Raw genomic sequence first — 12,333 nt, 5'->3', positions numbered from 1 at the left:
CATCCTTTACTCATCGAACTTTTTAAATGCAAGGCAGGCATTATGGCCTCCAAAACCAAGAGATGTGCTGATGGCATATTTAAGGTCAGCGCTAAGTGCCTTGTTTGGAGTGTAATCAAGGTCACACTCTTCATCTTTTTCCTTGTAATTGATAGTTGGTGGTACGATCCCATTTTCCAGAGCAAGTACAGAAACCAAGGCTTCAACTGCGCCAGTTGCTCCCATCATGTGTCCTGTCATGGATTTTGTTGAACTTATGTGGATGTCATAGGCACCCTTGCCAAAAACTGCCTTTATTGCCTTGGTCTCCATGGCATCATTTAAATGAGTTCCTGTTCCATGGGCATTTATGTATAGACTCTTACAATCCTTTATGCCGGATTCTTCTGTAGCACTCTTTATGGCTCTTATGGCGCCGCTTCCCTCTGGGTCTGGAGCAGTGATATGATACGCATCCGCTGTGTTTCCGTATCCTGTCACTTCCGCCAGGATCCTTGCTCCGCGCTTTTTGGCATGCTCATATTCCTCAAGAACAAGGATCCCGGCACCCTCACCCATAACGAAACCGCCTCTTCTCTTATCAAAGGGGAGACTTCCTTCTTCTGGATTCTCGGAAAGGTTAAGCGCCTGACAATTTACAAAGCCAGCCATTGAAAGTTCATTGATAGAAGCTTCTGCTCCGCCTGCAATTATTGCATCGGCATAGCCATGCTTTATTGCTCTATATGCCTCTCCAATTGTGTGGGTCGACGTCGCGCAGGCTGTAACTACCGGAAGTGTAGGGCCTTTTGCTCCAAACTTTATAGAAATAGCTCCAGCTGCCATGTTGCTGATCATCATGGGCACAAAAAATGGTGATACAAAATCAGGTCCCTTATCATTAAGCTTATTGTTTTCCCTGATAGTTGAATTGATGCCTCCAATGCCAGAGCCCACATATACTCCAAATCTTTCCTTATCAAGGTCGCCATCAAGGATCCCGCTCTGCTCAACTGCCTGCCTGGCAGCTCCCATGGCATACTGCATAAAAAGATCTGACTTTCTGATTTCCTGCATGGACTCATAATACTTTTTGGGTTCAAAATCCTTGACCTCCGCATCAAGACTTACCTTGAGCCTTGAAGCATCAAATCTCTCAATCTTTCCGATTCCGCATTTTCCATTTTTTATATTGTCCCAAAAGGTCTCTATGTCATTTCCTATAGGTGAAATAACTCCAAGCCCCGTAACTACAACTCTACACATACATTCCTCCATCAACCTTTATAACTTCTCCTGTGATATAAGATGATCTGTCAGAAGCAAGGAAAAGAACCAGTTCTGCCACATCTAAAGGGCTTCCAAGCCTTCCCAAAGTGATCTGCTTATTTATTTCCTGAACCTGCTCAGGACTTAATTTGTCAGTCATATCTGTAGCTATAAAGCCCGGGGCAACTGCATTACATCTTATATTCTTTCTTCCGTACTCTTTTGCTACAGACTTGGTAAAACCAATGATTCCAGCCTTTGAAGCTGCGTAATTGGTCTGGCCTTTATTGCCCATAAGCCCTACCACAGAACTGATATTAATAATGTTTCCATTCTTTTTTCTTACAAACTGTCTTATAAAAGACCTGGTGACAAACATTGTTCCTTTTAGATTTACGTCAATTACATCCCCGATATCCATTATTGAAAGAGAAGGCAGGATATTATCCCTTGTTATTCCGGCATTATTTACAAGAATATCTACGCCTCCAAAGTCTGCTGTAATTTCCTCTGCTGCGCTCTCAACTTCTTCGGGATTCTTGATATCACAGGTATAGAGCCTTGCATCAACGCCTTTTTCCTTAAGCTCTTCAATAAACTTTTTGGCTTCCTCTGTGGCTCTTGTTGCGATGATTGCAAGATTCGCCCCATTTTCAGCAAACTTTTCTGCAATAGCTTTTCCGATTCCTCTACTGCCGCCTGTAACAACGGCAACTTTTCCTTTAAGCATAATTTAGTTCCTTTTTAATTTTTTCAAGAGATTCTAGATCGCAGATATTGTAGATTCTGGCGCCTTTGACAGTTCTTTTTACAAAGGAAGAAAGGGTCTTTCCTGGCCCGCACTCTATAAAGGTGTCAACGCCATCCTCTGCCATATTAAGAAGGGTTTCCTCCCACTTTACGCTGTTTGATATCTGCTCAGTCAAAAGATCTAAGATCTGGTCTTTATTTTCAGGATATAACCTTGCAGTTTTATTGGCGTAAACAGGTCTGTGTTTCTCATTTACCTTGTATACATTGTTATCAAGAACCTCTTCTTTAAGCTGTTCTGAAGCCTCCTGCATATATGGTGTATGGAATGATCCGCTGACATTTAGCTGCACAAACCTGATCTTCTCACCAGTAAGTTTTTCTTTAAAAGCTTCCATATTAGAACTAGAGCCCGAGACAACAATCTGACCAGGGCAGTTATAGTTGACAGGATAAACTTTAAATTCATCGCAAAGAACTTCCAGAGCCTTTTTATCCATTCCCATAACTGCAACCATGGTGCCTTTGTGTTTTTTAGAGGCTTCCTGCATGAGCTGGGCTCTTTTGCAGACAAGCTTAAAGGCGCTTTCCTTGGAAAGTGTGTCAGAAACTGCCATTCCTACTACTTCTCCCAGTGAAAAGCCAGCCACCACGTCAGGATGGATTCCGGCACTTTCAAGGGCCAGAGCTCCTGCAATGTCAGCAAGAAAAAGACAAGGCTGTGTGTTTTTAGTTTCCTTTAGCTCCTCTTCTGTGCCATTTAGCATCTGTATAATTGTTCCTGGCCTTATGGCCTCAGCTACTCCAAAAAAATCATGGACCGCCGGAATATTCTCATATAAATCTCTGGCCATTCCCGGGAACTGACTTCCCTGACCAGAAAATATAAATGCAATTTTTCCCATACTTCCTCCGCAAATATGAAATGACTGTTGTCAAAGACTCATATAGCTATCTTTAAAAGTTTTTCTGCCTCGCCTGTAATTGATGTGATTATTTCCTTGCAGGTTCCTTCTTCTTTAACAAGGCCTGCAATCTGCCCACACATACAAGAGCCTGTCTTTACATCCCCATCAACAGCAGCTCTTCTAAGTGCTCCTGCTCCCATCTTTTCAAGCTCATCAGCTGTAGTTACTCCATCGTTTTCCTTGGACGAAAACTCTCTTGTCATGGAATTTTTTAGGGCTCTTACAGGGTGTCCCAGGCTCTTTCCAGTAACTATCGTGTCTCTGTCCTTGGCCTTTAATACCTTTTCCTTATAATTTGGATGGACATTACACTCCTTGGCTGTAAGGAATCTTGTTCCCATCTGAATTGCCTTTGCTCCCAGCATAAATGCTGCAGCCATTCCTCTTCCATCAGCAATTCCTCCTGCCGCAATGACAGGGATACTGACAGCATCAACAACCTGAGGCACAAGGGCCATTGTAGTTGTATCTCCAACGTGGCCTCCTGACTCGCATCCTTCTGCAACTACAGCAGATGCCCCCATTCGCTCTACCATAACTGCAAGGGCTACGCTGGCAACTACGCAGATAACCTTAACTCCATTAGAAATGAGCTTGTCCATATATTTGGCAGGGTTGCCTGCACCTGTTGTAACAACCTTTATCTTTTCCTGGCATACAACATCTACAGCCTCCTCAATATATGGGCTCATGAGCATCAGATTTACACCAAAGGGCTTATCAGTTAATTCCTTGGCCTTTTTTATCTGGGCTCGCAGCTGCTCTCCATTTGAGTTCATGGCTGCTATAAGCCCAAGTCCGCCAGCATTTGATACAGCCGCAGCAAGATCAGCATCTGCAATCCAGGCCATTCCGCCCTGAATTACCGGGTACTGAATACCTAGCATTTCACATACAGGATTTTTTTCCATATTCTCCTCCAAGCAAACAGCAAATATACGTATTAAGAATTTGATGTCTCGATAAGGGCTGTGAGCTTATCAATATTTGTAACATCCTGTGAAAGCTCGATCTTGCAATCAAGTTCTTCCTGCATCTGCATTACAAGCTCCATGATGTCCAGTGAATCAAGTCCAATCTCAGAAAAAGATGCGCTTGTTGAAATCTCTGACTCCTCCTTATCAAGATACTCTGCGATGATCCTTACTATTACTGCCTTTACGTCCTTCATTTTTTGTCTCCTTTTATGTATGTTTTTTTGTTTGATTTTTCTATGAAATAATTCATTTCTTTGTTACAATAATCTTGGGGGTTACCCCCAGGTCAAGAACAATTTTTTAGAATCCATGAGGTTTTTTATTATGGCAAAACATAGTTTCCAAGACGACAAGAATGAATATTCATTATCAGTTGGACAATTCGCGAAATTATGCGGAACTACAAGGGACACCTTAAGGCACTATTATGAGCAGGAAATAATAATACCAAGGGTTGATGAAAATAACGGCTATCACTATTATTCCGCTTCTCAGATTGGATCTTTTTTCTTTATAACCACCATGAGGCAGGCCGGATGCTCTCTTCAGGAAATAAAAGAGACAATCCACTCATCCTCCAAGGAAGCCATAACAAGGCTTGCAAATGCCAAAATCCTGGATATGCAGAGGGAGCTCTTTTTAATAAATAAAAAAATAAGCGCCCTTCACCTTGGTATGTGGATCTTAAATACCTGTGAGGAACACGGCTATAATAAAATCTATGAAGACATAGCTCCCGACATCAGTGTCTCATCCACGCCTATCAGAAACAGTGACAACGCATACCACACTGCTGATATAGCAAAAGATATCTCCGTGCATCTTAGTAAAGCTGCTGGAAATGAGACTCTGTCTAACTTTCCAACGGGTGTAACCATTAGCTATGATAATCTTTTGAAAAAGAGATATGTCTACAACAGCATAGTAAGCTTGTCTTTCCTCCCTGCCGATAATCAGGACTCAAAATTTCTTCCAAGCAATAAGATTGTTGCCTGTTACCATGAACATGGTCCATCAGACATAGAAAAGCAGTACCAAAAGATGGTATCCTATATAAAGAGACATGATCTCAAACCGCTTTCTGACCTGTACATCGTAAGTCTTATAAACCTGTACGATAAAGAAAAACAGCACACCTACTTTAAGTACCTGTTTATCTGCGTTGAATGAGGATAGATTGCCGGAACATCCATTTATTCGTATATATAAATGGATTTATTTCTTATGACGGAGGAAAATAATAAATGACAGAAGTAAGTAAAGTTGTAACACAGGATTTTTCCATGGATTATTTCAAGTTTGGAAATGGAAAAAGAAATCTTGTTATCATACCTGGACTTAGTATCCAGAGTGTTATGGGGGCAGCCAATACAGTAGCAGCTGAGTATCAGATGATGGAGGACGATTTTACTGTTTATGTTTTTGACAGGAGAAGTGATATTCCAGAAGGCTACTCTATTATTGATATGGCAAAAGATACAGCAGAAGCTATCAAGTCTCTTGGCCTTTCTAAGGTGAGTATTTTCGGAGCCTCCCAAGGGGGAATGATAGCTATGGTAATTGCCATTAACTATCCTGATCTTGTAGAAAAGCTTGTTCTTGGTTCAACTTCATCTCACATAAGGCCAGCACAGGCAAAGGTGCTAGAGAGCTGGATCGAACTAGCAAAAAATTGTGATGCCCACTCTCTCTACCAGAAATTTGCCAAAGAGATCTATCCGCCAGAAATCTACTCAGAATACGCAGACTACTTCAATGACATCAGTAACACAGTAACCACCAAGGATCTCGAACGCTTTGTAATCCTGGCAAGTGCCATAATTGGTTTTGACATCTCTTCTGACCTCAAGAAGATCCAGTGCCCAACTCTTGCCATGGGCGTCTTCGAAGACGAAGTTCTTGACAGCGATGCCACCATGGAGATAGCCGAGAACCTGGACTACCGCCCCGACTTCAAGCTCTTCATGTACATCGGCTACGGCCACGCCGCCTTCGACACCGCCCCCGACTACCGCGATCGCATCCTCACCTTCCTGAAGGGCTGACCAAACGCACACATTTTTTCACTAATTTCAGTAAACATACCAGGGGGCCTCGCTGTTCAAGAAAGATTTTTTGGGCGTAAGAAAGAGCTGAGGATTTAAGAGCTATCCCAAAGTGTCCCAAAATCCTGCTTACGAATTACCTGTTCGAGGCTCGTCCTGGCCTCCTACGGCAAGAGATTTAATCTCGCTCGCGACCAAAAAGTGCGCATTTTCTCAGATGCTCCCGCAGCCTTTCTTTCAATGCGCATGCTGCAGCGAAAACTTGCAGGACGTGTATAAAAAGAAACAAAAGAAAATGCCATAGCCCGCACAGCGGGCGTAACAAGAAAAGAGAAATCAACTTCTTCAAGCTAGCTTGAAAGAGTGATTTCTCTTTTCTTTATGGCGCGATGCGCCAAATGGCATTTTCCTTTATATGATTCTTTCACGTCCTGCTTCAAACAACGCTTCGCATGCGCGGGAAAGGCTGCTTTGGGAGCATTAGAAAATGGCACTTTTTGCTAACGCTCGCGAGTATTAAATCCACCCGCCTAAGAAGTTCCAGGAAGAGCCGAGTTTAATTCGTAGGATTTTGGGGCATCTTTGGGAATGCCTTAAATCCCAGCGAGAGAACCGACAAAAAAATCTTTCTGAACAAGAGGCCCCTGGTAATCGGCTTATGGAAAGCTGAAAAAATGTGGGCGTTTGAAAGGCGTTTATTTGTAGAGGTGAGGATTATAGTGTAGAATAAGATGCTAGGTGATAGCGTGGCGGCGATTGGGTCGCAGGCGGTAATTTTTGTTGATGAGGTTTTAGTGTTATGGCTTTTGATGGAATTACAATTGCAAATCTGACTAGAGATTTTAATGACTACTTGGTTGGTGGTCGTATATATAAGATTGCTCAGACTGAAAGTGATGAGCTTTTTATTACGGTTAAGCTTTCGTATGAGAATGCAGAGAAGTTTGGGATTAAGCAGGTTAAGCTGGTTTTGTCAGCTGATGCGTCTCTCCCACTTACTTATTTAACGGATGAGACTAAGGCTTCTCCTATGACAGCTCCCAATTTCTGCATGCTCCTTAGAAAGCATATCCAAAATGGAAGGATCATGTCCATAACTCAGCCAGGAGGACTTGAGAGAATCATCAGGTTTGAGGTTGAACACTTAGATGAAATGGGTGATCTAAGGCATAAGGTTCTTCTCATAGAGATAATGGGCAAATATAGTAACATAATCTTTACAGATGAAAATAATATTATAATTGATAGTATCAAGCATATTCCTGCTTCTGTAAGCTCTGTACGAGAGGTTCTTCCAGGAAGGGAATACTTCATTCCTTCTCAGGATAAGGCTAATCCTCTTACTACAACTGCTGATGAGTTTTCAAGCTGTGTCCTGAGTAAGGGGATGCCTTTATTTAAGGCTATTTATTCAAGCTATACAGGACTTTCTCCTATCGTAGCTCAGGAAATCTGCTATAGAAGCGGCGTTGATGCAGACAAATCTGCAATTGCGCTTGATACTACTGAATCTATAGCTGTATATAGAGCATTTAATGATGTAATGGAGCTTGTTCGAAATGGCTCTTTTACTCCAGCCATAATTTATGAAAATGATGCTCCAAAGGAGTATTGCTCTATTCCGCTGACATTGTACGGTGTTTCAGAGAATGCTGAAAAGTCGCAGGATATAGATGTAAATAGCAAAGGAACTAATGGCGGATATAATTACACTCTCTTTGAGAATATTTCTACTCTTCTTCAGAATTACTACGCTGAAAAGAATGTCGTTACCCGTATCCGCCAGAAATCTGTTGATCTTAGAAAGATTGTTCAGACTGCCCTTGAGCGAAATGTCCGCAAGTACGACCTTCAGCTCAAGCAGATGAAAGACAGCGAGAAAAAGGACAAATACAGAGTATATGGAGAGCTTCTTACAGTTTACGGCTACAGCGCTGAGCCCGGAGCAGAAAAAATAACTGTAAATGACTATAACACTGGCAAAGATGTAACTATAACTCTTGATCCTACTCTTACGCCTTCTCAGAATGCCAAGAAGTACTTTGACAAATATACAAAGCTAAAGAGAACTGCTGAAGCCTTAGATGAGCAGATGAGGGAAACAAAAGAGGCTATTGACCAGCTTGAGTCCATTCAGACTGCTCTTGAGATAGCCCAGAAGGAAGAAGACTTATCACAGATCAAGCTAGAGCTTGCACAGAGCGGCTACATCAAGCAGCACTTTTCTGGCAAAAACGGCCGCCGTGAAAAGATTACAAGTAAACCATTCCACTATCTATCAAGCGATGGTTTTGATATATTCGTTGGAAAAAATAATATTCAGAATGATGAACTTACCTTTAAAACTGCTAACGGTGGCGATTGGTGGTTCCATGCCAAAAAGATTCCCGGATCCCACGTAGTTCTTATAACTAAGGGTAAAGAAGTTCCAGACAGGGCCTTTGAAGAGGCTGCAGCCCTTGCTGCCTTCTACTCTAAGGGAAAGGTCCAGGAAAAAGTTGAAATAGACTACGTACAGAGAAAAGAGGTTAAAAAGCCAGGAGGCGCCAAGCCCGGATTTGTTGTATATTACACAAACTACTCCATGGCTATCGCACCTGATATCTCTGCACTTAAACTTATCAGTGACTAATTCATACTCAACTGATGAAATTCATAATTATATCCAAGCAAATGTTCAGCTCAGCTGACATATTTCATATCAATCATTAAAAAGCTCCACTATGATAAAGACCAAAGTCTCACTCATAGCGGAGCTTACTTTAATTAGATATCTTTTTTCTCTTATTCCATAGGAGCATTCTTGTAAGGAATAAGAGTCCTCTTACGCACAGTTCTGTGCACATAGCAATCCATGCGCCCTTAAGACCATACCTTGATCCAAGGAATATTGCCAGAGGGATTCTGACAACCCATACGCTTGCGAGGTTTAGAACGCTTGATAGAAGGGTTTCACCTGCCCCTCTAAATACTCCGGCTGCAGTAATTGCTGCCCCATAGAACAATTCAGCAAAAGCTTCAATCCTGAGTATTTCTGTTCCAAGGGCTCTTATAGTAGGATCTGGTGACAATATTCCTATCATCTGCGGAGCAAACACCCACATCAAAAATCCGCTAAAGCCCATAACAACCATGCCCAGGATCACACACATCCAGCCAAGGCGCCTGGCCTCTTCTCTTCTCCTTGCTCCTATACACTGTCCTACGATTGTAGTCGCAGCTACACCGATTCCAAAGCCAGGCATATAGCAAAGGCTCTCTGCTGTAATGGAAAAAGAGTTAGCGGCAACCGCCTCAGTTCCAAACTGGGAAACGATCCTTGTAAATGCCACATAAGCAAAGCCCATGATTATATTATCTATGGCTACAGGAATAGCTATCTTAAGGGCGTGAGGTATATCACTTCTTGCAAAAGAGGAAAATGAAGACTTCTCTTTTTCTTTTCTCCCCAAAATATGAAGCATTGGAGACTTAACCAGTAATATGTACATCATAACTATGGTGGTTACAATGATTGATATTGAGGTACCAAGGGCTGCGCCCACAACACCCAGAACCGGTATCAGCAGTGCGTTAAAGAGTACGTCAAGGCCACACATTATGACGCTTAGTATACTTGGGACCTTGATATTTCCGCTACTTTGTATCATGCCCTGAGATATATACAGCATCTCATGAACAGGAATTGTCAGTGCATATACCAAAAAGTATGCTGAAGCGTCTCTTCTTATTTCTGTTGCTCCTCCCATCCAGGTTGGTAGAAACTGGCTAATTGATACGCATATAGTCATAAGAACAAGGCCAAAGCCAAGGACACACAATAGCCCCCACTTAACAATGGCTCTTGCTCCAGCTTCATCTCTGGCTCCTATCTTGTGAGCGACACTAACAGTAAAGCCCATGCTGGCAGCCGTCATAAGGCCTCCAATAAGCCATGTTGTGCTGGTTACAAGCCCGATAGCTGCAGATTCATTAGGGCCAAGATGTCCTACCATTGAGGCATCTATATATTGCATGATAACCGATGATAACTGAGCCAGGATTGCCGGCAAAGACAGCCTTATTATCAATAGGATTTCTTCTCTAAGAGTTAATTTATCACCATTTCTAATGGCTAAAAGATGATCTTTCATTCCTATACTGGTCAGATATGCAGCATATTCCTACATACCAGATATTCTCCTATTTCTCAAGATAAGCGCCTCTAGCTATCAAAAGCTGAGGCACTGATACATTTTACATTGCGCGCTATCTATTTGCAACCATCAAACCCACAATAGCCTCAAAAGTGTTCAAGATAATCCTATTGTTATAAATATAAAAAGTATATAAAATGATAGATAATGCTAGCTATGCTTTCGTTTTAGAATAAAAGCTCTAGTACAGTTTTGAGGGGTTATAAGAGATGATCAACGGTAAAAAGATAATTGCCCTATGTACATATAGAATCTATGAATCCCAGGAATTTACCTTCCTGTCTGAACTTGGTAAGCTGATGCCAGATAACAACTGCCAGCTTTTTATATATGCCATGAATTCCGAAATAGGGATCACCAATAATGAGTCAGCTGAAACAGCGGTCTTTAACCTGATCCCCTACGATAAAGTCGATGTCGTAGTTATCATGAATGAAAAGATCAAGGTAAAAAGCGTAACTCAAGGCATAATAGATAAAGCAAAAAAAGCAGGAGTACCTGTCATAGTGGTTGATGGCCATTATGAAGGCGTTACTTCTGTTTGTTATGACTATGCCGGCGGTTTTGAACAGGTTGTAAGACACGTTATAGAGTTCCACAAAGTTAAGCGCCCGCATTTTATGGCAGGCCACAAGAATAATGCTTTTTCCGAAGAGCGACTTGATATGTTCAAAAAGGTTTTAGCTGAAAATAACATGCCCTTTGATGAGAGTATGGTAAGCTATGGTGATTTCTGGGCACTTCCCTGCAGGGCTGCAACTAATGAACTGCTAAAAAGAGATGTTCTCCCTGATTCTATCATCTGTGCCAATGATATCATGGCCATCAACGTCTGCGATGTGCTAAACGAAGCCGGCATCAGAGTTCCTGAAGACATTATAGTTTCAGGCTTTGATGGCATCGACGAGGCCTTTCTTTCATCTCCTGCTATTACTACTGCAGTCTGTGACAATGAAAAAATGGCTCACGCCGTTATGGAATCGCTCCTTGATGTATTATCTGGTAAAACTAATAAGCAAAAGAAAGTTAAACCTATTTTTATAGCCAATGAGTCCTGCGGTTGTCCCAGAGAAGATCATCATATAATTACAACAGTCAGCGAACTTAATAATCTCTTTTACCACCACGAAGATGAAATACATGTTTATCAGAATGTAATTTCTAAATTCATGATGGGAAAAGAGCTGGGAAACAGTATAAGGTATCTCAAGGAAAACCATGCCAAATATGCTCAGGTTGTAGTAGAAAAATCCTGCTTTAACATGGATCACAATTTTTTCTATGATGATATAAAGGATGGGGAGAAAATTGTTGTATATGACTCCTATAGTGATTCCGACAAGTCTTTTCCCTACAATGAAGCAGAGATTATCCCTCACCTTGACGAGATTCTGAAGATTGGTCAGCCACTTATCTTCAACAGTCTTGTGTATTTGGATAAATGTCCTGGCTTTGTATGCTACTCCTATCCCAGAACTATGCTGATAGATTATAATCAGACTCCCAATCTCACGAACTGTTTTGAGATGAGTATCGGCGGATATGTTGTAACCAAGTATCAGCAATATCTTAGGGATAAGATCCAGAAAATGTATGAAAATGATGCTCTAACGGGACTTTACAACAGGCTTGCCTTTATTTCAAAGGTAAATGACTTGTTTAGCAAGACTAATAACAAGGGTAAGATGCTAAATGTAATCATGCTTGACCTTGATGGACTCAAGCAAATAAATGACAATATGGGACACATGGCAGGTGACAGTGCTATAAAAGCCGTAGCAACAGCCCTTAAGGAATCCGTTCCTGATGATGCAATCTGCGTAAGAGCTGGTGGTGATGAGATGTTCTCTCTCATGGTGGGTGATGTTGATATCGAAAAAATCTGTGCAGATATAGAGGAGAAATTGCAAACTGCAAGTCAGGATCTGGGCTTTAGAGTATCAGCCAGCATTGGAACCCACACTTCAATCTACGAATCCAATGGTGATATAAGTAAAGCGATTGGTAATGCAGATGAGCATATGTATGCTATGAAACGAAGACGTAAGAATCCGCCAAAATAAGAACCCTGACAATGAAAAAATAATGAATAAAATAATGAATAAAAGTAAAGCGCTTCCTCAAAAATAAAGGTAGCGCTTTACTTTTT

General features: G+C 41.6%; 10 protein-coding genes. 4 read left to right on the top strand and 6 right to left on the bottom strand.

What is annotated here, in order from left to right:
* Positions 1–6 precede the first annotated feature (6 nt).
* Genes fabF through G631_RS19165 form a run of 5 tightly spaced genes read right to left on the bottom strand, consistent with a single transcriptional unit; the run spans position 7 to position 4,137 of the window.
* Positions 7–1,245, bottom strand: a complete 1,239-nt coding sequence (gene fabF / locus G631_RS0112835; RefSeq protein WP_026489798.1) for a beta-ketoacyl-ACP synthase II — start codon at positions 1,243–1,245, stop codon at positions 7–9.
* Entirely contained in the window at positions 1,238–1,978 is a 741-nt protein-coding gene (fabG, locus tag G631_RS0112830) for a 3-oxoacyl-[acyl-carrier-protein] reductase (protein WP_026489797.1), read from the bottom strand. Before fabG ends, fabF begins: the two co-directional genes overlap by 8 nt.
* The gene (locus tag G631_RS0112825) at positions 1,971–2,903 is read right to left on the bottom strand and encodes an ACP S-malonyltransferase (RefSeq protein ID WP_026489796.1); all 933 of its coding nucleotides are present in this window, start codon (positions 2,901–2,903) and stop codon (positions 1,971–1,973) included. Before G631_RS0112825 ends, fabG begins: the two co-directional genes overlap by 8 nt.
* A 38-nt stretch (positions 2,904–2,941) precedes the next feature.
* Complete coding sequence (gene fabK / locus G631_RS0112820; protein ID WP_026489795.1) at positions 2,942–3,877, bottom strand: enoyl-[acyl-carrier-protein] reductase FabK; 936 nt, start codon at positions 3,875–3,877, stop codon at positions 2,942–2,944.
* A 32-nt stretch (positions 3,878–3,909) separates the two neighbouring features.
* A complete protein-coding gene (locus G631_RS19165) occupies positions 3,910–4,137 on the bottom strand; it encodes an acyl carrier protein (protein WP_051197229.1) in 228 nt (75 codons plus the stop codon).
* A gap of 130 nt (positions 4,138–4,267) precedes the next feature.
* Here G631_RS19165 and G631_RS0112810 point away from each other — a divergent pair, with 130 nt between their 5' ends.
* From G631_RS0112810 to G631_RS0112800, 3 genes are all read left to right on the top strand, one after another.
* Positions 4,268–5,113 (top strand): MerR family transcriptional regulator, encoded by an 846-nt coding sequence (locus tag G631_RS0112810; protein WP_026489794.1) that lies wholly within the window; start codon positions 4,268–4,270, stop codon positions 5,111–5,113.
* A 74-nt stretch (positions 5,114–5,187) separates the two neighbouring features.
* Positions 5,188–5,988 carry an alpha/beta fold hydrolase gene (locus G631_RS0112805; RefSeq protein ID WP_026489793.1) on the top strand — a complete coding sequence of 267 codons (801 nt, stop codon included), beginning with the start codon at positions 5,188–5,190 and terminating at the stop codon, positions 5,986–5,988.
* Positions 5,989–6,787: 799 nt separating this feature from the next.
* Positions 6,788–8,620, top strand: a complete 1,833-nt coding sequence (locus tag G631_RS0112800) for an Rqc2 family fibronectin-binding protein (protein WP_026489792.1) — start codon at positions 6,788–6,790, stop codon at positions 8,618–8,620.
* Positions 8,621–8,750: 130 nt separating this feature from the next.
* Here the strand turns inward: G631_RS0112800 and G631_RS0112795 are convergent, their stop codons facing one another.
* Positions 8,751–10,121 carry an MATE family efflux transporter gene (locus G631_RS0112795; RefSeq protein ID WP_026489791.1) on the bottom strand — a complete coding sequence of 457 codons (1,371 nt, stop codon included), beginning with the start codon at positions 10,119–10,121 and terminating at the stop codon, positions 8,751–8,753.
* Between the two features lie 272 nt (positions 10,122–10,393).
* On the opposite strand from G631_RS0112795, the gene G631_RS0112790 reads away from it, so the two are divergent.
* On the top strand, positions 10,394–12,247 hold the full coding sequence (locus tag G631_RS0112790; protein WP_026489790.1) for a GGDEF domain-containing protein: 1,854 nt from the start codon (positions 10,394–10,396) through the stop codon (positions 12,245–12,247).
* The last annotated feature ends 86 nt before the right edge of the window (positions 12,248–12,333 follow it).

This window comes from Butyrivibrio sp. XBB1001, from assembly GCF_000424505.1.
In the GTDB taxonomy this organism is placed as follows: domain Bacteria; phylum Bacillota; class Clostridia; order Lachnospirales; family Lachnospiraceae; genus Butyrivibrio.
Note: the sequence above shows the minus strand (reverse complement) of the source record. Positions and strands in the feature narration are given on the sequence as shown.